Here is a 22,416-nt window from a genome sequence, read left to right as displayed (position 1 = left end):
GCGCGTCTAGGCATTCCATTATTCACCAGAAGAGAAAAGCAATCATCCCTTTTGCTCAAGTAATCCCAGAAAATCGCCAGCTTTGAGAATAGGAATATCCTGATATTTATCTAATGATAGTAGGTGCTTATCACCTGTGATAATGTGTGTTGCTCTCCCGATAACTGCACACTCGATAACCATATTGTCATCAGGATCATCAACAACAACTTTAAGGGTATTAGGAATTTCCACCAAGCGTGAAAAAGCGAGAATTTGCTCAATGTCAATGGCTGCATCCATTGGAGAACGATTTTGCTTTGTCTGCAACTTTTCGCGTAACTCTAATAAAATTTCTCGACAAGTTACAGATTCAATCTGCCCGTTTCTAGCAAGTTCTAAACAACGATAGGGACTACCTCGCCAACCTAGCCCGGAAAAGAGCATGTTTGTATCGAAAACAACTACATAAGAGATCATTACTTTTCATGCATGAGATCGTCTATGAATTCTTCTCGCTCTTGTTCACTCATAATATCCCAGTTGAGTCCCCGTGTTGTACTCAAAGAGCGCATCTGTAACTCTCCCTGTTCGAGTCTATTTTGCCACCAAGCATCTTGCTCTACTTTGATGGCTTGCAATATCATCCGTTGCTCTGGAATTGCTAGTTGCTTCACTAGTGTTATGACTTGCTCAATATTAAGTTGAAGCGTTGCCATCTTTGTTGCACCTCAAGTATTTGGAGTTAAGGATATTTTACCTCAATTACTTTGATGCCGTGATGATTAATACTAGATTGGTAAATAAACATTATAATCAAGTAAAGAACTGATGTAAGGAACTTGAGTAATGGCTAGTGCGACCATCACGAGCAAAGGACAAATAACTATTCCTCAAGAAATTAGGGATTATCTTAATCTTGATACTGGTAGTAAGGTTGATTAGGATTCATCTTGATATTCTTTGACTTTGGCATATAAACTGGCAACTGTTTCTTCAGCAAACAGTTTTTCTTTAAGTTCCAAATAATCGCCTTCACCTAGTTTACAAGCTGCCCAAAATTTCATTACCTTCGATGGTTCTAAGTGGGTGAGTAGAACCTGCATCACTTCTTGTAAATTTTCTTGTTCGTCAATAACTTTAATTTTCATTTCATACCTCTAAAATAAAATCAATTGGGTTGATTACCTTGACGCAATTATATTCATCTCTCAACTCTCACAGGCGACGCCGAATAGCCCGTCGTAGACATCGCCTGTAGATTTACACTTGAAAGTAGAGCGTAGACGCTTCATCGGCGAAACACCATCATTTAACATAAGATTAAACTGGTAGTACAACGCGAGATTTCATGGCGATAAGGTTTATTTTGAGCGACTATGTTGATCGAGCGATCGCTCAGGCAATTTATGACAAGTTAGAAGATGGTACATTTGCAGGTAGAATTCCTGTTTGCAAAGGAGTGATAGCTTTTGCATCAACTTTGCGCGAGTGTGAGGATGAATTACGCTCAACACTGGAAGACTGGATTTTGCTTGGGTTAAAGCTGGGACATTCTCTACCAGTAATTGATAATATTGACCTCAACAAGGAGCCGACTCTTGAGCCGATGGATACCCTGTAAGCGTCGGGATTTTTTGAAGAAATTACGATGGATTGGGTTTGAGGGGCTTTTTTCTGGAACAAGACATCAGTTTATGGTTTACGGGGAATATCGTCTAACTATTCCTTCTAATGATGAGTATTCTGTACCGCAATTGCGGATGATGATTGGGGAAGTTGAGGTTATTCTAGAGCGGGAAATCACGCCAGAAGAATGGAATAGCCTTTAAGATTTGCCGAGAAGCGATGTCTGACGACAAGCCCTTCTCTACAGAGGCTGCGCCAACGGGTTCGGGGGTGACGCTACGCACAGTCGCTAACGCTGCGAAGAGAGCAATCGACGGGAACCGCCAAGACTGCGACCCCCTCACCGCTTTGCGTCTACGCTTTTCTGTGTTTCTGAAGAGAATTATATGATTTATGTAGCTGATTTTTTGTTGGGCGACGCCGAATAGCCCGTCGTAGCGAAAAGTTGGAGCGGAGGTTTCCTCCGGTCCAAACTTTTTAAGGCAGACATCGCTCGCCATTATTCACAACCACATAAGAGCGATCGCTTTCTGGATTAGTCAATAGACGTTATCCTTAAACAAGGAACTGATGTAAGGAAAACGCGTATGGCTAGTGCGACCATCACCAGTAAAGGACAAATAACTATTCCTCAAGAAATTAGGGATTATCTTAACCTTGATCCAGGTAGTAAGGTTGATTTTGTCATTGATGAAAATGGAACAGTTAAACTGATTCCCCTAAATATCCCCATCCAAAGCTTATCGGGGATTTTACACCGTCCGGGGATGAAAAGCGCAACTTTAGAAGAAATGGAAGCAGCAATCCAAGAAGGTTCAAGTGATTGGACTTGATACAAATATTTTAGTGCGTTACCTGACAAAAGATGATGAAAAGCAGTGGAAGCAAGCTGCGGAAATTATCGAAAGGGGAGAGCAATGTTTTGTTGCTAATATAGTTCTCTGTGAATTAGTCTGGGTTTTGCGCGGGAACCCTTATCAATTTAGTAGTGAAGAAATTAGTAACACCATAGATTTGATGCTGCAATGTTCTGTATTTGAGTTAGAAAATCGTTCTATAGTTTATCAAGCATTACAGCGATTTCAGCAGGGAAGTGCAGATTTTTCTGATTATTTAATTGGTGTAATTGCTCAAAATTCTGGTTGTAGTTCAACAGCAACTTTTGACAGAAAGTTGAGAAGCGAAAAGGGATTTGATTTATTTGAGTAATGCTCATCTCTAAACTAGGCGATCGCTTGTCGATTTATACTCTAAACTAAAGCGATGTCTCCGATGGTCACTGAGCTTTGTCGAAGTGCGGGCTACGCCTACGCTTTTCTTTCGGCTCAATGATATCCAAAATGAATGCGTAAATTACTCAAATGAGAAAGCAAACTGGGGTTTGAGAAAGTAAAAGCTCCTTTTGCTTGCGGAAAACACCAAAATGAGGAAGTAAAAGCTGCTTTTGTTTGTGGAAAACACTAAAATGCGAAATTAAAAGCTGCTTTTGAAGAAGTAAAAGCTGCTTTTGTTTGTGGAAAACACTAAAATGCGAGATTAAAAGCTGCTTTTGAAGAAGTAAAAGCTGCTTTTGCTTGTGGAAAACACTAAAAAGGGAAAGTAAAAGCTGCTTTTGAGAAAGTAAAAGCTGCTTTTGAGTAAGCAATCAGGCATTTTTACTTAATTCAATATGAATTTTAGTCTAGGCGATCGCACTTTTCAGTTTTATTACGGTACGCTTTTCATAAAACCTGTAAATTTGTAGCTCCATGTAGTTTATTCTGGATTTGAGGGGAGGCGATCGCTTGTGGGTTTAAAATCAAAAATAGAGCGTTAGGCTTTACAATATCATTGCACCTCAGAACGATAAAAAAGATTTTGGAGCGATCATTTATGTTAGGTCTGGAGAGAATTACATTTGACCCTAGCATTATGGCTGGACAAGCTTGCATTCGCGGGATGCGAATTCCAGTTTCTTTAGTGGTAAATTTGGTAGCTCATGGAAAGCCTATAGAAGAAATTTTAGAAGAATATCCTGATTTAGAAGCAGAAGATATTCGTCAATCTCTTCTTTATGCAGCGTGGTTGACTCAAGAACGGGTTTATACCTTCAAAAGTGCTTAACAAGTAATAATGAAGTTTTTGGCAGATATGGGAATTTCACTACGCACTGTAACTTGGTTGCGTGGTGCTGGTTATGATGTGGTGCATTTGCGCGATGAAGGTTTGCAAAGACTACCAGATAATGAGATTTTAATTAAAGCCCGTGCAGAAGGAAGAATTTGATTAACTATATAGCGGTTCTCGAATGGAAGCAATACACTTTGACCTCACTTCCATTCCTCTCTCCTAAAAGGAGAGAGGCTTTGAATTTTACTCCCCAACGCTAGTAGGGAAGGGGTTGGGGGTTAGGTCTGTATTGTACTCAACAGAGAAGTGCTATAGATTTAGATTTTGCCCAACTTTTAGCCGTGAGTGGGGATAGTTTACCCAGTGTGATTTTGTTTAGGTTGGGGAACGAAAATTATGATGCAATTAATGAACGGTTGACTCAAGTTTTGAGTGAATGCCAGGAAGATTTAGAGTTAGGGACAATTATTTCTGTAAGTAATGAAACTTTCCGAGTAAGGCGATTGCCTATATAACAATACGCTTGGGTTAAGGCTAAAAACTAAAACTGGCGTAGGTTGTGGGGAACCTCATTCTACCTCAGAGTTCAGAACAGGAAAGGCCGAGTTAAAGCGATACCTTCGGTAAGCTCCGCTAACGCTCTTTTCAGTTTTATCACGGTATGCTTTGCCCAGAAGTCAAATTTTACTGTGGTGGGGGGAGGCGATCGCGCAAATATGCTAAATTTTCACGAACACTAATAGTATTGGGATGATTCAACCCTAACTGTCGCTCAAAAATATCCAAAGCTTGGATGTAAAGGGGTTCGGCTTCGCTGTATCTGCCTTGGGAGTAGTACAGAGAAGCTAGGTTGTTGAGGCTAGTGGCGACAGATGGATGTTCATCTCCGAGCAGTTGACGCATGAGTGCCAAAGCTTGGATGTAAAGGGGTTCGGCTTCGCTGTATCTGCCTTGGGAGTCGTAGAGTAACGCTAGGTTGTTGAGGCTAGAGGCGACATCTGGATGTTCATCTCCGAGCAGTTGACGCCTGAGTGCCAAAGCTTGGATGTAAAGGGGTTCGGCTTCGCTGTATCTGCCTTGGGAGTAGTAAAGTGACGCTAGGTTGTTGAGGCTAGTGGCGACAGATGGATGTTCATCTCCGAGCAGTTTGCGCCAGAGTGCTAAAGCTTGGATGAAAAGGGGTTCGGCTTCGCTGTATCTGCCTTGGGAACAGTAGAGATAAGCTAGGTTGTTGAGGCTAGAGGCGACAGATGGATGTTCATCTCCGAGCAGTTGACGCATCAGTGCCAATGCTTGGATGAAAAGGGGTTCGGCTTGGCTGTATCTGCCTTGGGAGTAGTAGAGAGAAGCTAGGTTGTTGAGGCTAGAGGCGACAGATGGATGTTCATCTCCGAGCAGTTGACGCCTGAGTGCCAAAGCTTGGATGTAAAGGGGTTCGGCTTCGCTGTATTTGCCTTGGGAGTTGTAGAGATTAGCTAGGTTGTTGAGGCTTTGGGCGACAGATGGATGTTCATCTCCGAGCAGTTGACGCATGAGTGCCAATGCTTGGATGTAAAAGGGTTCGGCTTCACTGTATCTGCCTTGGAAGTTGTAGAGTTCTGCTAGGTTGTTGAGGCTTTGGGCAACAGATGGATGTTCTTCACCCAGCAGTTGACGCATCAGTGCCAATGCTTGGATGAAAAGGGGTTCGGCTTCGCTGTATCTGCCTTGGGAGTTGTAGAGAGAAGCTAGGTTGTTGAGGCTTTGGGCGACATCTGGATGTTCTTCACCCAGCAGTTGACGCATCAGTGCCAAAGCTTGGATTAAAAGGGGTTCGGCTTCGCTGTATCTGCCTTGGGAGTTGTAGAGTAAGGCAAGGTTGTTGAGGCTTTGGGCGACATCTGGATGTTCTTCACCCAGCAGTTGACGCGTGAGTGCCAATGCTTGGATGAAAAGGGGTTCGGCTTCGCTGTATCTGCCTTGGGAGTTGTAGAGATTAGCTAAGTTGTTGAGGCTAGTGGCGACAGATGGATGTTCATCTCCGAGCAGTTGACGCATCAGTGCCAATGCTTGGATGAAAAGGGGTTCGGCTTCGCTGTATCTGCCTTGGGAACGGTAGAGTTCTGCTAGGTTGTTGAGGCTAATGGCGACATCTTGATGTTCTTCACCCAGCAGTTGACGCCTGAGTGCCAATGCTTGGATGTAAAGGGGTTCGGCTTCGCTGTATCTGCCTTGGGAACGGTAGAGTTCTGCTAGGTTGTTGAGGCTAATGGCGACATCTTGATGTTCTTCACCCAGCAGTTGACGCTTGAGTGCCAATGCTTGGATGAAAAGGGGTTCGGCTTCGCTGTATCTGCCTTGGGAGTGGTAGAGTAACGCGAAGAAGCTGAGGCTAGAGGCGACATATGGATGTTCTTCACCCAAGCGCTTTTTAGTGACTTCTAGACATTGTTCCAACCAGGGTAAAGCTTGGTTATATAAACCTTGAGCATTATAAAATTTAGCGTTGCCGACGAAAGGCCAAGGTAAATCATCATCGCTGACGTATTGAATGAGATGAGTCGCTACTTCAGCTATATGAGGAATGGCAGGGGAAACAGCAGTAATTTGCTTAAGGGTAGCGTTTTCAGAAATTTCTTTTGCAACTGCTACCATTACCTCGCAAAGCGATCGCTTTAATTCCTCTGCCTGTTCTAAACCTGTAAGCTTATATTGGAAAAACTCCCTTAGCAATGGATGCAGTTGGTAGATTTTCTCACCCTTATATTGGAGTAGATGTAACTGTAACAAATCACGTCTGGCTTTTTTCCAATCTTGAGCTTCATCTGCTATTGTTATAGCCTCCACCAGTTTCCAAGGAATCGGAGCTAGGGCACATAAACTCAGAAGACAGCCTAAAAGTTGGGCATTTTCTCGCAAACGTCGCCAACTCAACTCAAAAGCAGCAGCCACACCCAATTTAGCAGTCATTTCTGGTCGAGCTTCGTCTAAAGATTCATTCGTCAGACGCTCATTTTCCAAGTCTTGCAGCATTTCTGCTAGAGATAATTCCTCATCACCTAACAAATAACGCCCGACTAATTCTAAACCCAAGGGCAAATATCCCAGCCACTTACAAAGTTTTCTAGCAATCCAAGGCTCATGTTGCAGTCGTTTTCTACCCACCAAAGATTTTAATAAATTGATTGCCGCTAGTGGTTTCAGCACATCTAAATGTAATAGCACTATCGGCGGCTGTAATTTTTCCCGCGTGGTAATCAACACTTTAAACCGGGAAGATGGCGGAGGTAGGTAAGGCTTAACTTGTTGATATTCTCCAACATCGTCTAATACTAGCAGCACATTACCCTCGCACCAAAGCCGAAAGCAGTATTGCACTTGGGCGAGTATATCAAAATCTTCTGGTGGGTTTAAATCAAGCTGAGTTCTGGCAAACTGCACAATTTGAATACCCACATCTCCAGCCTTTGCCAGCAACCAGCAAATTCCACCTTTGTAAGTTTCACGGTGAGCCATTGCATATTGTAAGGCCAGTTCTGTTTTACCCAGTCCACCCATGCCAGCGATCGCAGCAATTACCACCTGATTATTTTCCTGCAACATCTCATGCAGGATTTGCAATTCATCTTCACGTCCAACAAACTCCACCACCCCACTCAGGGGTAAATTTTGCGGTGTTTCAGTAGAGGGATTTGACTTTACCCGTTCCCGTTCAGGCGACTGTAGTCAGAAATTAAACGTTTGATTGCGGTTGTCATTAGAAACGTTCCCAACATTCCCGCCATAATTTTTATCAACTGTGTTCGTAAAATTCTGGATGATAGAGGGTTGAGATTTAACAGTATCCGCCACATCCTTAACAGCTTGAGCAATTTCAGGGTCTTTCTTTGCAGCTTCTTCTACCTGCTCAACCAGAGAAGCTTGACCATAATCTAAAGGTTGTGCTTGAGCTAGTTCGATAGCTGTCGCTGTGGTAGGTTCTTTACGCTTAAGCAATGATAATAAGTTACCACCTTGCTCTAAAGCTTTTTCTCCCAGGATTTCGCCAGTTTTCTCAAAAGCTTTTGTAATCACTAAGGTTGCGATCGCAGCTGCTGTCAGGGTTACAGGCTCCATATTTTACCCATTAATTACAAAATAAAACTGTGAGATATTTTACTTTAGTGCATCTCATCTGAGAAGAGATAACACAAAATTCTTAATATTTATCTTGGAAGGCGGGTTTTATCGCGTTTTTCTCTTGAGTAAAATCTCACAAATACATTTACTAAAGCCATACTATATCTATTAACGCTAAAGTCATAGTATGACAACTAAAATCACAACCCAAATGCAAGCTGATAAATACCCTTTTGCTCAAGAACTGATTACTGATATGGAAGGTAATATCCGCAAAGTAGTCATAGATTTTGATGACTATCTACGCTTGCTAGAAGCTATTGAGGATGAAGGACTTATCTTAGCAATGAAGGCAGTAGAACATGAAACACCTTTGAATATTGATGAAGCATTAGCACAACTAGAATAAGAGTGATTACCCAATATCTACCCAGCTTTATCAAGGATCTCAAGGCTCTGAAAAGTACACCTTACTATGAGACTATTAGAACCCTTGCTTTTGAATAAATACCACAAATATTAATCTTTGAAGAAATTACTAACCTTAAAAAACTTCAGGGTTATGAAAATGCTTATCGCATCCGCGTCGGTGATTATCGTATTGGACTTATTTTTGATGGAGAAACAGTTTTATTTCAGCGAGTAGTACACCGGAAAGATATTTATCGTTATTTTCCCAAATAAAATCATTTTCAATGATCTGGCGAATAGAATTCGCGCCCATACAAACATAGACGCTTTGTGGCTTAGGGACTTCCAAGTAGTAAAATATCCCAATATTTCTTGTAGGATGGGCGTCTCGCCCGTCCTGTGAACTGGGCGGGCAAGATGCCCACCCCACAACATTGAATAATTTATTTGTTGGAGTTCCCTTACCGCAGGGTAGTCTACCTACGCGGACTAATAAAAATTAAAGTTTTAAAACCTGCAAAAGCAAGTTTTGCCTGTGTGGAAGATGAACTGAAATTTATAATCGCCACTTTCTTAATTACGAATTACGAATTACGAACTACGAATTACTGATGCATGATACCCAACTGCTACCACGTATTAATGCCACATCCAAGAGAGAAAATGGTAAACAATATTATGTAGATGCCAAGGGAAATCGCTTTCCCAGCGTTACTACAATACTTAATGCCACCAAATCACAAGCAGACCGAGACAGATTATTAAACTGGAAAGCGCGTGTTGGTACAGAAGAAGCTACCCGTATTACTACATCTGCTAGTCGTCGGGGAACCCAAACACACAAGCAAATTGAGCGCTACCTTCTTGGACAAAACCCTGTTTGTCCCGAAGCAAGTCGCCCTTATTGGGAGAGTATCAAGCCAGTTTTAGAACAAATCGACACAGTTAGACTAGTGGAAGGCTCTGTTTTTCATGATGATTTGGGTTATTCTGGCAAAGTTGATTGTATTGCCAGCTATCAAGGTATTCCCTGTATTTGCGAGTGGAAAACAGCAGATAAACCCAAAGGCTCAATTGAGCATTTATATGAACATCCACTGCAACTTACGGCGTACATAGGAGCAGCTAACGAGTATTATCAAGATTATGGCATTCAGCTAAAGCACGCTTTGTTGGTAGTAGCGATTCCAGAAATGCCAGCTGAGGTATTTTGGTTTGAATCAGCAGTTATCAAAGATTACTGGGAACAATGGGAAAAAAGGGTCGCCCAGTTTTGGGAACGCAGAAGTGTTTGGGGTTAGTCAGTGGGATTGCAATACGGTTCGGTTAACATATTTGTCTCTTGAAAATCCCCCCAACCCCCCTTAAAAAGGGGGGCTTTTTCTCCTCTTTACCCCCTTTTTAAGGGGGTCGCCGCAGGCGGGGGGATCTTATCCGAACCGTATTGAGTGGGATTGCACAATTACCGAAAGACTGCATTTCATAACGTGAAGTAAATTTTCACGAGTAGTAATAACAAGCAATCTAACCTTGTAATGGCAAGACAGTAATTAACCCAGAAAATCTTGCAAAATCACCTGTGTTGTGAGTTAGTAATTGAGGAATACCATAAACCAGCATCGTGGCGACAATATTTGCATCATGAACTTGCTTCCCACCAATAGCAATTTGCTCCATTAGAGATAAAAGTCTTTCTGTCACTTGGGCGGTTTCGTCAGCTACTCGAAATTGAGCTTGAAAAAATCGGGTACGCTCAATTATGATCGCAACAGGTCGGGGATTCATCAATGCTTGTGGACGACTGAGAATCATCAAGAATTCCCGCAACACCTGGCGACTAATCCATAACTCAATTCCTGCGTCATAACGATTTTCAATAGCTTGTAGTGCTGCTTGGTGAAAGGGAGATTCGGACACATTTGCATACACCAAGATGTTCGTGTCCAGAAATACAGAGTTAGCGACCCCAATCACCATACATATTCTCACGTCTTAGAGAAAGATTCTCAGGCCAATAACCATAATTATCTACAGGAAAGTTTAGAGGAGGACGTTTCTCCCTGCTCTCTGCTTTCTGTACTAAAGGCTTTTCATCAATTACTATTACCACCTGATGCTCACCCTCTGGAATATCCAATGGTAACTGCGCTGTAATCTTACCATCTTTGGTAACTGTGGCAATTGTTTCTATACTTTTCATACTATTTCTATTAGATTAATACATCACTACTTGGTGAAAGGGAGATTCGGACACATTTGCATAAACTAAAATATTCGTATCGATGAATACAGGGTTATTAGTCGTTTGCATAAAGGTCTTCTCTGCGGAAAGTTAAACTTTCCGAGACTAATCCTACAGGATAGGCGGAAAATTTGAGAGGTGCTTTCTTTTCTTTCTTCTCCGTTTCTTCAGTCAAAAGCTTTTCATCAATTACTATTACCACCTGATGTTCACCTTCTGGAATATCCAATGGTAACTGCGCTGTAATTTTACCATCTTTTGTAACTGTGGCAATTGTTTCTATAGTTTTCATAGTATTTCTATTAGATTAATACATCACTACTTGGTAAAAGCGATATTCAGACACATTTGCATACATTAAGATGTTCGTGTCCAGAAAAACAGGATTACCGCCCCCAATCACCATACATATCCTCACGTCTTAAAGAAAGATTTTCAGGCCAAGGCCCATAATTATGCACAGGAAAGTTTAGAGGAGGACGCTTTTGTTTGCTCTCTGGTTTCTCTACCACAGGCTTTTCATCAATTACTATCACCACCTGATGCTCACCCTCTGGAATATCCAATGGTAATTGGGCTGTAATATTACCATCTTTGGTAACTGTGGCAATTGTTTCTATAATTTTCATCTCATTTATCCTTAATCAATCCATTACAGCTAACACAGCTTTTGGCAATAACTTATCTTTAAACCAAACAATTCTCGCGGGGACATCATTTAATTTTACTCCCGCTTTTTCTAAATTAAGCCGCTCGGAAATAGCCAAAATCAAGTCATCACGTCCAGCCTTCCGCACCTGAGAAAACTTCTTTTGTAAATATTCTGGTCGCCAATAACCAACAATTTCTAACAAGAAAGTACGTCCATCAGAATGCACCAAGCGAAAATCAGGAATCATTACGCTACCAGGAATCGGTATCAAATCAACTTCTCGCTCTAACGCCCAACCACTTTTCAACGCATCCCACTTATCAGCAAAGGATGCTTCTAGCATACTATCGTAGGGTTTACCTGGTGGATAATGGGATACCAAACCACATTCGGAATTGAGAGTAAAACGTCCAGTTTTCCAAGTATTTGTATAAGCATCGCGGGTTTGGAGAATCGACGAAAGACTCCATTTAGTAACGTGAAGTAAAGCCGGAATAAGTTTAGCGATCGCTAACCCATATCGCGTACTAGGATTAAACAAACTCGTCGGCCCATCTATCGTAATTGTAAACCCGTGGTCAGCATCACCTTCAATATAAGCCATCAATTGAAACAACTTCAAATAGCGAAATAACAGCTTATATTCACCCGGAACATTTCGGTGAGCATTTAACACCAATTGACTGGCCTTATAAAATACACCCTGCACCTGAGATAAGTTATATCGATTTAACAAATCTGGCGCTGTTGGTGCATCAAACACTGTCAAAATTTTATTTTCAGATAAATCAGCATAGAGTCCATTCCGAACCTGTTCTAATAAAACTTCCCGCTCAAGTTCTTGAGTTAATTCATCAGCAATTTTACTCAAAGTAACTTGTGTATATTCTCGACTAGAAACCGACTTTGCAGCCAACGAAAACACCCGTTCTCTTAACATCTGTGGCTCCAAAGGACTAACCACCTCAAAAGTGCAAAAACTGCTTTTGAGAATATAAGCTAATCCCCGCTTCACCCGATAATCTGTAGAATCTCCTTCAAAATCAGTCAATTGTCGCTCAAGCACACCTTGAGTCTTCCCCACTGCTGATTGAAAATAATTAATTAACTCAATCGCCAACTCCGAAGTTTTCTGATCAATCTTCAGTCTCTTCGGAATGATCTCCTCCCCGTTTTGGCGATGCATCAGTAAATCTGTCGGTAACATCTGCTGAATTTTGGATTTTAGATTTTGGACTTTCCTGCGGAACGCTACGCGAACGGCTTTGCTCAGTCGAACGATTTTGGACTGAATAATTAATTTCTAACTGTTCCGCAGCCTTCAAACTCCTTTCCTTCCCACTCCCATACACAACCTGTAACTTCCCTCTCTTCTCCTCCTCCTCTCTGCGTCCTTTGCGCCTCTGCGGTTCGTCTCTCCTCTCCCCTCTCCGCCTAGCCGAAGTCCCCTCCTCACTCGTATCCTCCGCCACCACCTCATACAAAATCGCCTGCTTATTCTCAATATTCCCCTTTCGTAAAATCCTCCCCAAGCGCTGAGTATACTCCCTAGCCGAACCCGTCCCCGATAAAATAATCGCCACAGAAGCCGCAGGTACATCAACCCCTTCATTCAACACATGAGAAGCAACCAAAGTATTATATTTACCCTCCCGAAACTTTGTTAATATCTCATGGCGTTCCTTCACAGGAGTTTGATGAGTAATTGCCGGAATTAGCAACTCTTGAGAAATGCGATAAACCGTCGCATTATCAGCAGTAAAAATCAAAATTCTTGCCGGATAATGTTCTGCCAATAAATCAATCAGAATTCGCAACTTCCCATCAGTACCCAAAGCGATATCTTTGGCTTCTCGGTGCGCTAACATCGCCCTACGTCCAGATTGCGATCTAGCACTCATTTGCACGAACATTTGCCAACCTTGCAGACTCCCTAAAGAAATCTTTGATTGCTTTAAAAAGTCGTTGCGAGTTTGAATTAGTTGATTGTATCTTTCCCGCTCAAGTTGCGATAACTTTACCTTAATTTGGACAATTTCATGTTCTGCTAACGCCTTCCCCGCCAAATCTTCAGCGCGTTTGCGATATACTTCTTGACCAATGAGGATATTTAAGTCAGCGTGTTTACCATCGGTGCGTTCTGGTGTAGCGGAGAGTCCAAGGCGATAAGGTGCGATCGCATATTCAGCAATCACCCGATTAAAATCTGTTGGTAAATGATGACATTCGTCAAAAACAAGCAACGCATATTGATTTCCCAACGTCTCAGCGTGAATTGCTGCACTATCATAAGTTGCAACTAGAATTGCCGTTCTATCCCGCGAACCACCCCCCAACAATCCCACCTCAGCATCGGGGAAAGCCGCTACCAAGTGTGCATACCACTGATGCATCAAATCCAAAGTTGGCACCACAATTAGCGTCGTGCGCGGCGTTGACTGCATCGCCATTTGCGCTAAATAAGTCTTTCCCGCCGCCGTCGGAAGTACGACGACCCCCTGTCTACCCGCCAGTTTCCAAGCTGCTAGCGCCTCAGTCTGGTGGGGATAGGGTTCCATTTCCAAACTGGAAACCAAATCTACAGGATAAAATTGCTTTGCCTCATCGATAAAATAAACATCTTCCGCTTGTAGTGCTTCCACTAGCGATCGGTATCTAATTGCTGGAATGCGGAATTTTTCAACTCTATCATCCCACGTAGCATAATCCATCCAACCTTTGCCGCGTGGTGGTGGATGCAAAATTAATGTGCCGCGATCAAAATTTAATGTAGGAGTACGAGCCATTTATGGGGATTGGGGATTAGGTACTGGGTACTGGGGATTGGGGATTGGGTAGAATTGAGTCCCTAGTCCCTTGATTACTAATAACGCAAAAAGTGCATAATTCATCCAAGTAACTCTGACAAAACCCAAGTAGATACGCTCGTTAGTAATGGAATGTATGATCGACAAACCAACAATAACCTTGCCGAATCATACAAATAACAACAACAAACCTTTCTGCTGAAACGGCTGCAATTGCAGGCTCAGATTATGCTAATTCTTTGCTTACTGTTATTTTTTCCTGCCGTGGCGGTTAGTACCTGGTATGGCGGTATAAAAGCAGGGTTACTAGCTACTGCTTTGTCTACTTTAGCCGTCAGCTACTTTTTCTTAGAGCCAGTGTTTTCGCTTTTTGTTGATAATATTGACAGCATAGTGCGGTTAGGCTTGTTTATGCTGGTGACAATACTCATCAGCTTGCTCACCTCAGAGTTACGCACTGCTAAACAACATCTTCAAGTGAGTTTGCAGAAGCTACAGGTAAGCGAGGCAAAATTTAGAAGGTTGGTAGAGTCCAACATTATTGGGGTAATTGTAGCCAATATGGACGGGGCGATCGCAGAAGCTAACGATGCTTTTTTAACAATGGTAGGTTATTCGCAAGAGGATTTGCTAGCAGGGCTTCGATGGCGCGACATGATACCACCAGAATATATTGAAGCTAACAACAGAGCAGGGTGGGCGGATTCCAGCAGTGGCGCTGACAGCCTATGCTAGGGCAGAAGACCGCACGCAAGCCCTCTTAGCAGGCTTTCAACTCCATGTGCCCAAGCCAGTTAATCCGGCCGAGTTAGCAGCTATAGTTGCCAATCTCACCGGGCGTACTTGAATAGTTTAATAAAAATAGGACTTACGCATTGACAAGAAATACCAAATATGGAGCAAGGTTAAAAACCATATCTTTCGTAAGGGCTAAGCAATGTTCATACGTGTCAACTTAAGCTAGAAATAGCTTAACTGTTAGCTTCCTCACCCGCCCAGAAATAAATTTCTTTGGCTTTTAGCTAAAGTCTACTGAAGTAGACTACAGATTTTTGGGTATATTTTAGTCATCAACAGAAGACTTTCGCTATTAGCAAGGAACTTCAGTTCCTTGCGAGACATGACTTTTACGTTAAGTTGACACCAATGAGCAATGTTTAGCCCCTACAGTATGGTCTATTTACGATCGCAGGATAATTAAGAAAAGCCTGAAAACTTCCTCAAGATAGGTAATGCACATCACGATGCATTTGTACAGTGCGTAAGTCCTACTAAAGTAGAAAATTTATATTAGCGGAAAATGCACTAGATACAAGGTGCAAAACCGGAGAAGTTTTTTGTCTTCTCCGGTTCTTGTTTCAATACCACCTTTTTAAACGTAAGAACAATAGCTGCTTTCTATCTTATAAAATTGCTAGTAGCAACTTATACTTACGTTGTTTCAAGTTGTTTTTGCACAACATCTATTAGGGGATCTGTAGTGAGTTTCACAGCATCCTTAGCACCACTTATGGTCAAAGGAATGGTAGTACCACCCGTGTTATTAACGATTGCCTTTACGGCTTTGGTAACGGCAGGAACGGTCTCGCCAATACCTCCTTTACAGCTTTCTTGTTCTTCTTCGGTAAGCACCGTCAGAGTACTTAATTTTAAAATTTTAATAACCATTCCTTAAACCTGTAAAATTAAAACTTACATAAAAAATGTATAGCAAATGCATTGATATATCAATACCTCCGTTTAACTTTATTTTAGACACACTATGAGATGTATAAACGCCCCACCTTAGTCAGCCCGTCAGACATTGCCTACCCCTCGAATGCTCTCAATCCCTACAAACGTCCAATCCACTCGGTCAAACTCAGACTAGAATTAGAATGGACGTGACATTCTTTAGTAGCCAAAGTGCCAGACTCTTTGCCATTGCGCGATCGCTATCTTGCCTTAATTGATGAAATTGTCGAAACCACCCTCAAGGGCAAAATTAGCTCTGTTGAGATGGTGTATCAAATGCTGCTTAAAGGGATTACTTCTGGTACAGGGGAAGTCTTTGAGCTAGTTTTGAGCGATCGCCTGAATGCTCTCCAAAGCCAAGTCGATAATGAAAAAGACGAACTCAAAAAAGCTAAGGCTACTCGGAGTTTGAGAGCCATTAAAACTATTCAAAGTCAATGGCAACGTTGGCAGGAGCAAAACAAAGTCACAGAAGCGATCGCCTCCGCAGTTACAGAAATTACCACAGCCACTGCTGACGAGCGTCTAGCGGTGTTTTTAAGGGTTACTGATCCCAATCAGAAGTATCCGCTAAATTTGCAACAGCTACAGCAGTTGTCAAAAGCATTACAGCAATTTGCCCAGGCAGATGCTGATTTACAACAATTTTCCGAAGGTATTACCCGTGGTTTAGCTTCTTGGCAGCGATTGCAAGACAACTTGCTCAGTTGGATGTACGAGCAAAAAGAATCTCTGGGATTTGGCGGCGTACCAGGAGAACGTGGCCCTTGGGCAAGTTGGGCGAAACAACTCAATAGTGAGTTACCCCAAGCACTGCTTCGCACCTTAGCTATGGAAGAATCTGCCATAGAGTTTGCCGAGCGACAACGGGGGATCACCCTTAGAGATTGGGTGGAAATGGCATTGATTTTACAGTACTTGCAACGGGGACTAATTAACTGGTTTGACCAACAAGCTTACGATGTTAAAGCCGGGCCAAAGTTGTCCATTTCCACTTTTTTGACCTTTGCAGTGATTTGGAGTCAGTTAGCAAGTGGTTTTAGGAGCATTGGGACAGTATACAGCGATGCCTGTTCTCAAATTATGCTCCAGATTTTGCGAACCTTTGCCCAGCGTCCATATTTTCCCTTTTACGGCGGGATTTTTGCCTCTTTTACTGGCACTTATTTGCGAGATGCCCTAGATTATTTGGATGAACCGCTACGACGAGGCGAGGGAACCCAAGAAAAGGCGCGGATTTTGACCCTTTTAGGCTATTCTCAGCGTGCTTTAGGACAATACCAGCGCTCTATTGATTTTCATCAGGAGGCGTTAGAGATAGCCAGAAATGCAGGCGATCGCGCCTGTGAAATCGCCAATCTCAACCACCTCAGCCGCACCTATGTGCAACAGCAAAATTATGCTGAGGCAATTAACTACAGTCAACGAGCATTAATACTGAGTCGGCAAGCAGGCGATAGAACAGGGGAAGCAAACGCGCTGGTAAATTTAGGTTACAGCGAAGTCATGCAGGCTCAACAACTGGAGAATCTAGAACCAGAAACCTATGAAGCCGCAATTAACTATTTAGAACAAGGTTTAAAATTATCAGAAAAATTAGGCGATATTCAAAGTAAAGCCTTATGTGTCAGCAGCTTAGGAATTGCCTATTTAGTAATTGGAGAACACCAAACTGCAATTAAATATCTTGAAGATGGCTTTAAAACAGCGCAAGTTTCCGGTGATTTGTATCTTCAAGGGCGTAACTTAGCTTATTTATCAGAAGCTTATTACCATTTACAAAACTCTGAAAAAACTGTTTACACTGGCTGTTTGGGAATGTATCTTTTGGAGCAAATTGCTTCTCGTGAATGGCGTCAAGCGGCAGGATTACTAACAATTTTACAAGGACAGATAGGGGCAGAAGCTTTTCAAAAGTTCTTACAGCAACATCGCCCTAAAATCATTGCGGTTATTGGTGTAGATGGGTATGATCACATTCCGCAATTGTTAGAAGAATATAAACAAGATATGTAATATTATGTCCGCTTGATTACTTATTAAACCCGAAGAACCCCACCCCCAGCCCCTCCCGAACAGCGGGGAGGAGTTCTTTTATTATGGGTAATTTGGCGGACATGACATAAGACAATACGCTTGGGTTAAGGCTAAAACTCTTTATCAAAGTCAATTTTTTAACGAACCGCTCCAGACGCAGAGGAAACAGAGAGAAGAGAAAAAAATGCTTAACCCAAGCGTATTGTACTAGAGCGAATGAAACAGCCCTGCTTTTTAAGGGGTTGGGGGATCTGTTCTGCGTAAAATCCTAATAAAAAACCAACCTAACTACCTGCAACAACAGCAGTGTTATTTACTAACTTGCCATCTTCCATGTAGACGATGCGATCGGCAATATCTAGAATGCGGTTGTCATGAGTAACTAAGAGAATAGTACAATCCTGTTCTTTAGCTAGGCTTTGCATCAGGTTGACTACATCTCGTCCCGATTTACTGTCAAGGGCGGCGGTGGGTTCATCTGCTAAGACAATTTTAGGACGACCGACCAACGCACGAGCGATCGCAACTCTTTGTTTTTGTCCCCCAGATAAATCATCAGGATAATAATTCAGGCGATGCCCTAATCCTACCTCCTCTAACATTTGGGCTGACCGGGTTTTCATTTCTGCAGGCGAAATATTATTATGTACTTCCAAGCCCATTCTGACGTTCTGGAGTACTGTCAGGCTACCGTGCAAGTTGTGCGCTTGGAAAATATAACCGTTACTGCGTCGCGCTTGGGTAAGTTGTCCTTTGTTAGCGCCACACAGTTCTTGTTCCAATATTTGCAAACTGCCGGATTGGGCAGAACGCAAGCCGCCGACTAAGGTGAGAAGTGTAGTTTTACCAGAACCAGAAGGCCCAGTCATAATAATAATTTCGCCAGCGTTAATATCCAGGTTGATATCAAAGAGAACTTGCTTGCGGAGTTGACCATGACCAAAATAGTGGTCGAGATTTTTAACAGAGATGACGGGTTTGCTAGTCATAAATAGCTCGATTACTCGTGATGATTGTCATTTGTCCTTAGTCATTAGTCCTTTTGAGTAACAAATGACAAATGACTAATGACAAAGGACTAGTTTCAAAACATATCTGCCGGATCAGCTGACTGTAATTTACGGGTGGCGATCGCACCAGAAATTACACACATAATCATAGTTAGAGTTAATACCGTTAAGGCCCGCCCTACGGTCATATAAAGTGGTAAATTGGTAGCATTACGAGTTAAATGATAAAGTCCTAAAGGTGCGATCGCTCCTGGAATAAAACCTAAAACTGCCAAAATTATCGCCTCTTCAAACACCACACTTAATAAGTAGAGATTGTTATACCCCATTGCTTTGAAAGTGGCGTATTCTTTTATATGAGAATTCACATCTGTAGAAAGAACTTGATAGACGATAATCACGCCCACCATAAACCCCATTGCTACACCCAGGCTGAAGATAAAGCCGATAGCCGTATTTGTTTTCCAGTAATTTATTTCAAATTCGATAAATTCTGCTTTAGTTAAAACTTTAACATCATCATCTAAATAACCTTCTAAAGTTGTTTTCATTTGCTTTGGGTCGTAGCCTGGTTGTAGTTGCACTAAACCTAGACTGACACCGCTAGCTTCTCGTCTGGGAAATAGTCGCAGAAAGTTCTGGTCGTTGGTGATTAAACTACCATCGGCTATGAAGGAAGCCCCCACTGAAAATAAGCCGCTAATGGTAATTGTCCGGCGTTCTATTTCGGTTGTGACAGTTTTACCTTGTTCAATTTGGGCGATCGCATCATTGTAATCTCCTCTAGAGGCGCGATCAAACAAAACGGTATCTGGTAGCTTAACAGCATCTATCTGGCGATTCACATCCGCTAAGTTAAACACTTGCCGATCGGGATTGAACCCCATAACTAATATTGTCGTCTTCTGATGTGTTTGGGGATTTTTCCAATCAACAATGTTGATATACATTCCTTCTGCTGACTTTACACCTGGTATATCCATTGTTTGATACAGCCGTCGCCGCGTAAAGCTAGACATATTCGCTAGGTTACGTGCTTGGGGACTGATGACAAACATATCAGCCTGCATACTGCGATGTAGGATTGTGTTACTTTCAAACAGGGCATTCTGAAACCCTAGCTGCATGAACATCAGAACATCGGCAAAGGCAATGCCTGACAATGCTACCAAAAGACGGCCTTTTTCATGACTCAGTTGCAGCCATCCTAAAGGCGTTCGCCGCCGCACTTGTTCGATTAATTTCATAATAGTGGAAGTGGGGAGTGGGGAGTGGGGAGTGGGGAGTGGGGAGTGGGGAGATGGGGGAGCAGGGGGAGATGAGGGGGACAAGGGAGATGAGGGGGACAAGAAGAATGCCCAATGCCCCATGCCCAATGCCCAATTTCCAATGCTCAATTCCCTTTAAAGTTCAATTACCGCCTTGACTTGCAAATTAGTGAAGCTAGAAGCATTTTGGCTAGATAGTTTATTCAGTTGCACATGGACTTCCACTACTCTGGCATCAATATTGCTAGAGGGGTCAGTGTTGATCAGATTTTGCCGCTTTACCTGCATACCAATCCAATCCACTCTTCCTTCTAATTCATTGCGTAGGGAATCACTACTTACCCGCACATCCTGTCCCGGACGAACTTTCTTGATATCACTTTGGTAGACTTCTACTACTGCATACATCTGGTCGGTTTGACCTAGAGCTACAATTCCTTCATTGCCAACAGTTTCTCCGGCTCTTGTATTAATCTCCAAAATTCGACCGGCTTTAGGAGCCACAACGTATGCCTGCGCCAGTTGTACTCTAATTTTATCCGCCGTGGCTTGAGCGCTGTCTACCTCTGCTTGTGCGTTTGCTATATCTGTTGGACGGACTTCAGCAGTTTGATTCAAGTTAGCTTTTGCTTCGTTAATCTGCTGTTGCAAACTAGCGAGGGTTTGATCCTGGTTGGCTTTTGCTTCCTTAAGTTGCTGTTGTAGGGTAGCTACAGTTCTTGTCTGGGTGGCTTGGCTTTCAATTAACGCTTGAGTGGAAGTTTCGGCGTTTAAGCGTCTGCTATCAACTTCCTGGCTAGAAATTGCTCCTGCTTTGTATAAAGTCTCGTAGCGCTGCACGTCAGCTTCGGCATTACGTCTCTCTGCTGCTACGCGAGCCACTGTTGCTTGCAAGCTCCGTTGTTGCCCAAGGAGTTCTGCTTCTATACGATTAATTGTGGCTTGCTGAGTTTTAATGTTTCCTTCTAGTTCTACTTGCAAACGATTCACGGTAGCTTGACGCGCTCCAATTTCTCCCTGTTTGGCTCCAGCTTTTACCTGGTTAAGGCGAGATTTGGCAACTTGAACTTGTTTTTGTGCTTCAGCCAAATTAGCTTGTAGGCGCGAGCGGTTGTCCATAATCGCAATTACCTGCCCAGCTTTAACGCGATCGCTTTCTTTTACCAATAGTTGTTCTACCCGATTTCCTTCACCACTTGAAGAAGGCGCTGACAGTTTTATTACCTCTCCCTTTGGTTCCAACCGCCCTAATGCTGTTACCGTTTTTACCACAGGCTGAACTGCTACTGGTGTTTTTTGTTTTTCATTAGCTGTAGCCTGAAACTTCATTACAGCATAAACACTGATTCCGCCTATTGCTAGAGATGTAATTATTGCAAGTAGAACAGGCGATCGCACAAGATTCTGAGAAGACCTTAAACCCTCTAAATTCCTGTTTTGCTCCATACTATTTTCCCTTACCACCAGTAGCAACTTGTACTAAACTGTCCAGTTCAATTTATGCTAAACTAAACGGACTAGTTTAGTCAATATGATACAACTAAACTTGTCAATTAATTTGCAAAGGCATTATGCAGCGAAATGCTATTCCTGCCCCCAGCAAGAACTGCCCCCTGCCCCCAGCAAGAACTGCCCCCTTCAACGAAGGGTATATTTATTTTCGCCATTTTGTACTGGGGCATTTTGCAGCATCTATTAATATTGTTTATAAGAAAGGATGATTAATAAATGGTACGCATCAAAGCTGACGAAGTTGATCGAGACAATTCCGTTGATAAAGTGGAGCAAATTCTGCAAGGGGCAATGCAAGAATTCCTTCAACATGGTTATGCTGGCACAAGTATGGATCGGGTAGCAGTAGCAGCAGGTGTTTCTAAAGCGACAGTCTACAGCCACTTTCAAGATAAAGAAGGACTTTTTAAAGTACTGTTAGAGCAACTGGCAAGCAAAAAGAACATCTCTATTTTTGGCACAGAACCTATTGAGGGAGAACCAGCCGCCATAGTGCACCAGGTAGCAACCAAAGCATTAGAGCAGATGCTTAACGACAAAGAACATAGTGCATTTATGCGAGTACTAATCGGAGAATCTGGGCGTTTTCCTGAGTTAGCTCAAATTTGTGTTCGGGCGATGATTAAGCCAGTAGCGGAAACTCTCACTCACTACTTAGCGGCTCCTGAATTAAACATACCTGACCCAGAGGCAACAGCGAGAATTTTCTTAGGAGCATTGGTGCATTTTCATATTACTCAAAATGTGATGCATGGACAGGACATTGTACCAATGGAAAGCGATCGCCTGATTGATGCCTTAACACACCTAATCACTAAATGCACTGATTGATGCTTAACAATCGATAAAATGAAGAGAATTTTCAATCCCCCAATGCCTCTTTTATACGTAAAGCGCATTAGATAAATCCAAAAGCCGCACTTTTAAA

The 22,416-nt window shown here is 42.5% G+C and carries 28 protein-coding genes and 2 pseudogenes; 14 read left to right on the top strand and 16 right to left on the bottom strand.

Going from position 1 to position 22,416, the window contains the following annotated elements; all coding sequences use genetic code 11:
* Positions 1-42: 42 nt before the first annotated feature.
* Positions 43-459 (bottom strand): putative toxin-antitoxin system toxin component, PIN family, encoded by a 417-nt coding sequence (locus tag LC653_RS27115; protein ID WP_229497772.1) that lies wholly within the window; start codon positions 457-459, stop codon positions 43-45.
* Entirely contained in the window at positions 459-698 is a 240-nt protein-coding gene (locus LC653_RS27110; protein ID WP_229497771.1) for a hypothetical protein, read from the bottom strand. Before LC653_RS27110 ends, LC653_RS27115 begins: the two co-directional genes overlap by 1 nt.
* A 130-nt stretch (positions 699-828) precedes the next feature.
* On the opposite strand from LC653_RS27110, the pseudogene LC653_RS27105 reads away from it, so the two are divergent.
* A pseudogene (locus LC653_RS27105) lies at positions 829-921 on the top strand (AbrB/MazE/SpoVT family DNA-binding domain-containing protein); the annotation flags it as partial.
* Here LC653_RS27105 and LC653_RS27100 read toward each other — a convergent pair.
* The gene (locus tag LC653_RS27100; protein WP_229497770.1) at positions 921-1,130 is read right to left on the bottom strand and encodes a hypothetical protein; all 210 of its coding nucleotides are present in this window, start codon (positions 1,128-1,130) and stop codon (positions 921-923) included. The pseudogene LC653_RS27105 and the gene LC653_RS27100 sit on opposite strands and share 1 nt — an antisense overlap.
* A gap of 200 nt (positions 1,131-1,330) precedes the next feature.
* On the opposite strand from LC653_RS27100, the gene LC653_RS27095 reads away from it, so the two are divergent.
* From LC653_RS27095 to LC653_RS27085, 4 genes are all read left to right on the top strand, one after another.
* Positions 1,331-1,603, top strand: coding sequence for a type II toxin-antitoxin system HicB family antitoxin (locus tag LC653_RS27095; protein ID WP_229497769.1), 273 nt, complete (start codon positions 1,331-1,333; stop codon positions 1,601-1,603).
* A 73-nt stretch (positions 1,604-1,676) separates the two neighbouring features.
* On the top strand, positions 1,677-1,811 hold the full coding sequence (locus LC653_RS46400) for a hypothetical protein (protein ID WP_267923181.1): 135 nt from the start codon (positions 1,677-1,679) through the stop codon (positions 1,809-1,811).
* 384 nt (positions 1,812-2,195) lie between these two features.
* Positions 2,196-2,441: an AbrB/MazE/SpoVT family DNA-binding domain-containing protein gene (locus LC653_RS27090; protein ID WP_229497768.1), complete on the top strand. Its 246-nt coding sequence runs from the start codon at positions 2,196-2,198 to the stop codon at positions 2,439-2,441.
* Positions 2,428-2,817 carry a type II toxin-antitoxin system VapC family toxin gene (locus tag LC653_RS27085; RefSeq protein ID WP_229497767.1) on the top strand — a complete coding sequence of 130 codons (390 nt, stop codon included), beginning with the start codon at positions 2,428-2,430 and terminating at the stop codon, positions 2,815-2,817. Before LC653_RS27090 ends, LC653_RS27085 begins: the two co-directional genes overlap by 14 nt.
* Positions 2,818-2,965: 148 nt before the next feature.
* Here LC653_RS27085 and LC653_RS27080 read toward each other — a convergent pair whose 3' ends face one another.
* Positions 2,966-3,253, bottom strand: coding sequence for a hypothetical protein (locus tag LC653_RS27080; RefSeq protein WP_229497766.1), 288 nt, complete (start codon positions 3,251-3,253; stop codon positions 2,966-2,968).
* A gap of 227 nt (positions 3,254-3,480) precedes the next feature.
* Between LC653_RS27080 and LC653_RS27075 the strand changes: the two genes are divergently transcribed.
* The 3 genes from LC653_RS27075 (at position 3,481) to LC653_RS47500 (ending at position 4,232) form a co-directional block, all read left to right on the top strand.
* Positions 3,481-3,711: a DUF433 domain-containing protein gene (locus LC653_RS27075; protein WP_099103625.1), complete on the top strand. Its 231-nt coding sequence runs from the start codon at positions 3,481-3,483 to the stop codon at positions 3,709-3,711.
* 9 nt (positions 3,712-3,720) lie between these two features.
* The gene (locus LC653_RS27070) at positions 3,721-3,873 is read left to right on the top strand and encodes a DUF5615 family PIN-like protein (RefSeq protein ID WP_229497765.1); all 153 of its coding nucleotides are present in this window, start codon (positions 3,721-3,723) and stop codon (positions 3,871-3,873) included.
* 128 nt (positions 3,874-4,001) lie between these two features.
* Positions 4,002-4,232, top strand: coding sequence for a DUF5615 family PIN-like protein (locus tag LC653_RS47500; RefSeq protein ID WP_372478227.1), 231 nt, complete (start codon positions 4,002-4,004; stop codon positions 4,230-4,232).
* A gap of 169 nt (positions 4,233-4,401) precedes the next feature.
* Here the strand turns inward: LC653_RS47500 and fxsT are convergent, their stop codons facing one another.
* Together fxsT and LC653_RS27060 are read right to left on the bottom strand one after the other, a co-directional pair.
* Positions 4,402-7,347, bottom strand: coding sequence for an FxSxx-COOH system tetratricopeptide repeat protein (gene fxsT / locus LC653_RS27065; RefSeq protein WP_308189148.1), 2,946 nt, complete (start codon positions 7,345-7,347; stop codon positions 4,402-4,404).
* A 75-nt stretch (positions 7,348-7,422) separates the two neighbouring features.
* Positions 7,423-7,812: a hypothetical protein gene (locus LC653_RS27060; RefSeq protein WP_229497764.1), complete on the bottom strand. Its 390-nt coding sequence runs from the start codon at positions 7,810-7,812 to the stop codon at positions 7,423-7,425.
* Between the two features lie 190 nt (positions 7,813-8,002).
* On the opposite strand from LC653_RS27060, the gene LC653_RS27055 reads away from it, so the two are divergent.
* A complete protein-coding gene (locus LC653_RS27055; protein ID WP_229497763.1) occupies positions 8,003-8,224 on the top strand; it encodes a RelB antitoxin-like protein in 222 nt (73 codons plus the stop codon).
* A gap of 613 nt (positions 8,225-8,837) precedes the next feature.
* Positions 8,838-9,527: a PD-(D/E)XK nuclease family protein gene (locus tag LC653_RS27050; protein ID WP_229497762.1), complete on the top strand. Its 690-nt coding sequence runs from the start codon at positions 8,838-8,840 to the stop codon at positions 9,525-9,527.
* A gap of 223 nt (positions 9,528-9,750) precedes the next feature.
* Here the strand turns inward: LC653_RS27050 and LC653_RS27045 are convergent, their stop codons facing one another.
* From LC653_RS27045 to LC653_RS27020, 6 genes are all read right to left on the bottom strand, one after another.
* Positions 9,751-10,203 carry a type II toxin-antitoxin system VapC family toxin gene (locus tag LC653_RS27045; RefSeq protein WP_229497761.1) on the bottom strand — a complete coding sequence of 151 codons (453 nt, stop codon included), beginning with the start codon at positions 10,201-10,203 and terminating at the stop codon, positions 9,751-9,753.
* Positions 10,184-10,426, bottom strand: coding sequence for a hypothetical protein (locus LC653_RS27040; protein ID WP_229497760.1), 243 nt, complete (start codon positions 10,424-10,426; stop codon positions 10,184-10,186). The genes LC653_RS27045 and LC653_RS27040 overlap by 20 nt, the downstream gene beginning before the upstream one ends.
* Positions 10,427-10,523: 97 nt before the next feature.
* Positions 10,524-10,760, bottom strand: coding sequence for a hypothetical protein (locus tag LC653_RS27035; protein WP_229497759.1), 237 nt, complete (start codon positions 10,758-10,760; stop codon positions 10,524-10,526).
* Positions 10,761-10,854: 94 nt separating this feature from the next.
* Positions 10,855-11,097, bottom strand: coding sequence for a hypothetical protein (locus LC653_RS27030; RefSeq protein WP_229497758.1), 243 nt, complete (start codon positions 11,095-11,097; stop codon positions 10,855-10,857).
* Positions 11,098-11,112: 15 nt separating this feature from the next.
* Entirely contained in the window at positions 11,113-12,327 is a 1,215-nt protein-coding gene (locus LC653_RS27025; protein ID WP_229497757.1) for a DUF790 family protein, read from the bottom strand.
* Entirely contained in the window at positions 12,257-13,906 is a 1,650-nt protein-coding gene (locus tag LC653_RS27020; RefSeq protein WP_229497756.1) for a DEAD/DEAH box helicase family protein, read from the bottom strand. Before LC653_RS27020 ends, LC653_RS27025 begins: the two co-directional genes overlap by 71 nt.
* A gap of 249 nt (positions 13,907-14,155) precedes the next feature.
* Between LC653_RS27020 and LC653_RS27015 the strand changes: the two genes are divergently transcribed.
* Entirely contained in the window at positions 14,156-14,662 is a 507-nt protein-coding gene (locus LC653_RS27015; RefSeq protein WP_229497755.1) for a DUF4118 domain-containing protein, read from the top strand.
* A pseudogene (locus LC653_RS46395) lies at positions 14,616-14,774 on the top strand (response regulator); the annotation flags it as partial. The gene LC653_RS27015 and the pseudogene LC653_RS46395, both read left to right, overlap by 47 nt.
* Positions 14,775-15,358: 584 nt before the next feature.
* Here the strand turns inward: LC653_RS46395 and LC653_RS27010 are convergent.
* Positions 15,359-15,559, bottom strand: coding sequence for a hypothetical protein (locus LC653_RS27010; RefSeq protein WP_229497754.1), 201 nt, complete (start codon positions 15,557-15,559; stop codon positions 15,359-15,361).
* A 273-nt stretch (positions 15,560-15,832) separates the two neighbouring features.
* On the opposite strand from LC653_RS27010, the gene LC653_RS27005 reads away from it, so the two are divergent.
* Positions 15,833-17,677 (top strand): tetratricopeptide repeat protein, encoded by a 1,845-nt coding sequence (locus LC653_RS27005; protein WP_229497753.1) that lies wholly within the window; start codon positions 15,833-15,835, stop codon positions 17,675-17,677.
* A 305-nt stretch (positions 17,678-17,982) separates the two neighbouring features.
* Here LC653_RS27005 and LC653_RS27000 read toward each other — a convergent pair whose 3' ends face one another.
* The 3 genes from LC653_RS27000 to LC653_RS26990 form a co-directional block, all read right to left on the bottom strand.
* Positions 17,983-18,687: a DevA family ABC transporter ATP-binding protein gene (locus LC653_RS27000; protein ID WP_229497752.1), complete on the bottom strand. Its 705-nt coding sequence runs from the start codon at positions 18,685-18,687 to the stop codon at positions 17,983-17,985.
* Between the two features lie 95 nt (positions 18,688-18,782).
* Complete coding sequence (gene devC / locus LC653_RS26995) at positions 18,783-19,958, bottom strand: ABC transporter permease DevC (protein ID WP_229497787.1); 1,176 nt, start codon at positions 19,956-19,958, stop codon at positions 18,783-18,785.
* Between the two features lie 153 nt (positions 19,959-20,111).
* Positions 20,112-21,422 carry an HlyD family efflux transporter periplasmic adaptor subunit gene (locus LC653_RS26990; protein ID WP_229497751.1) on the bottom strand — a complete coding sequence of 437 codons (1,311 nt, stop codon included), beginning with the start codon at positions 21,420-21,422 and terminating at the stop codon, positions 20,112-20,114.
* Between the two features lie 282 nt (positions 21,423-21,704).
* Between LC653_RS26990 and LC653_RS26985 the strand changes: the two genes are divergently transcribed.
* Positions 21,705-22,319: a TetR/AcrR family transcriptional regulator gene (locus LC653_RS26985; RefSeq protein ID WP_229497750.1), complete on the top strand. Its 615-nt coding sequence runs from the start codon at positions 21,705-21,707 to the stop codon at positions 22,317-22,319.
* Positions 22,320-22,416 lie beyond the last annotated feature (97 nt).

It is taken from the genome of Nostoc mirabile CHAB5784, assembly GCF_020829645.1.
Classification (GTDB): Bacteria; Cyanobacteriota; Cyanobacteriia; order Cyanobacteriales; family Nostocaceae; genus Nostoc; species Nostoc mirabile.
Note: the sequence above shows the minus strand (reverse complement) of the source record. Positions and strands in the feature narration are given on the sequence as shown.

What these genes read in the sequence shown, in the direction of transcription:
- LC653_RS46400 (WP_267923181.1), top strand. Translation starts at nt 1,677, where the DNA reads ATGGTTTACGGGGAATATCGTCTAACTATTCCTTCTAATGATGAGTAT.
- LC653_RS26985 (WP_229497750.1), top strand. Translation starts at nt 21,705, where the DNA reads ATGGTACGCATCAAAGCTGACGAAGTTGATCGAGACAATTCCGTTGAT.
- LC653_RS27020 (WP_229497756.1), bottom strand. Translation starts at nt 13,906, where the DNA reads ATGGCTCGTACTCCTACATTAAATTTTGATCGCGGCACATTAATTTTG.
- LC653_RS27030 (WP_229497758.1), bottom strand. Translation starts at nt 11,097, where the DNA reads ATGAAAATTATAGAAACAATTGCCACAGTTACCAAAGATGGTAATATT.
- LC653_RS27110 (WP_229497771.1), bottom strand. Translation starts at nt 698, where the DNA reads ATGGCAACGCTTCAACTTAATATTGAGCAAGTCATAACACTAGTGAAG.
- LC653_RS27070 (WP_229497765.1), top strand. Translation starts at nt 3,721, where the DNA reads ATGAAGTTTTTGGCAGATATGGGAATTTCACTACGCACTGTAACTTGG.
- LC653_RS27100 (WP_229497770.1), bottom strand. Translation starts at nt 1,130, where the DNA reads ATGAAAATTAAAGTTATTGACGAACAAGAAAATTTACAAGAAGTGATG.
- LC653_RS27000 (WP_229497752.1), bottom strand. Translation starts at nt 18,687, where the DNA reads ATGACTAGCAAACCCGTCATCTCTGTTAAAAATCTCGACCACTATTTT.
- LC653_RS27025 (WP_229497757.1), bottom strand. Translation starts at nt 12,327, where the DNA reads ATGTTACCGACAGATTTACTGATGCATCGCCAAAACGGGGAGGAGATC.
- LC653_RS27075 (WP_099103625.1), top strand. Translation starts at nt 3,481, where the DNA reads ATGTTAGGTCTGGAGAGAATTACATTTGACCCTAGCATTATGGCTGGA.
- LC653_RS27095 (WP_229497769.1), top strand. Translation starts at nt 1,331, where the DNA reads ATGGCGATAAGGTTTATTTTGAGCGACTATGTTGATCGAGCGATCGCT.
- LC653_RS27015 (WP_229497755.1), top strand. Translation starts at nt 14,156, where the DNA reads ATGCTAATTCTTTGCTTACTGTTATTTTTTCCTGCCGTGGCGGTTAGT.
- LC653_RS27045 (WP_229497761.1), bottom strand. Translation starts at nt 10,203, where the DNA reads ATGGTGATTGGGGTCGCTAACTCTGTATTTCTGGACACGAACATCTTG.
- LC653_RS27035 (WP_229497759.1), bottom strand. Translation starts at nt 10,760, where the DNA reads ATGAAAACTATAGAAACAATTGCCACAGTTACAAAAGATGGTAAAATT.
- LC653_RS27060 (WP_229497764.1), bottom strand. Translation starts at nt 7,812, where the DNA reads ATGGAGCCTGTAACCCTGACAGCAGCTGCGATCGCAACCTTAGTGATT.
- LC653_RS27040 (WP_229497760.1), bottom strand. Translation starts at nt 10,426, where the DNA reads ATGAAAAGTATAGAAACAATTGCCACAGTTACCAAAGATGGTAAGATT.
- LC653_RS27115 (WP_229497772.1), bottom strand. Translation starts at nt 459, where the DNA reads ATGATCTCTTATGTAGTTGTTTTCGATACAAACATGCTCTTTTCCGGG.
- LC653_RS27055 (WP_229497763.1), top strand. Translation starts at nt 8,003, where the DNA reads ATGACAACTAAAATCACAACCCAAATGCAAGCTGATAAATACCCTTTT.
- LC653_RS27090 (WP_229497768.1), top strand. Translation starts at nt 2,196, where the DNA reads ATGGCTAGTGCGACCATCACCAGTAAAGGACAAATAACTATTCCTCAA.
- LC653_RS26990 (WP_229497751.1), bottom strand. Translation starts at nt 21,422, where the DNA reads ATGGAGCAAAACAGGAATTTAGAGGGTTTAAGGTCTTCTCAGAATCTT.
- LC653_RS27050 (WP_229497762.1), top strand. Translation starts at nt 8,838, where the DNA reads ATGCATGATACCCAACTGCTACCACGTATTAATGCCACATCCAAGAGA.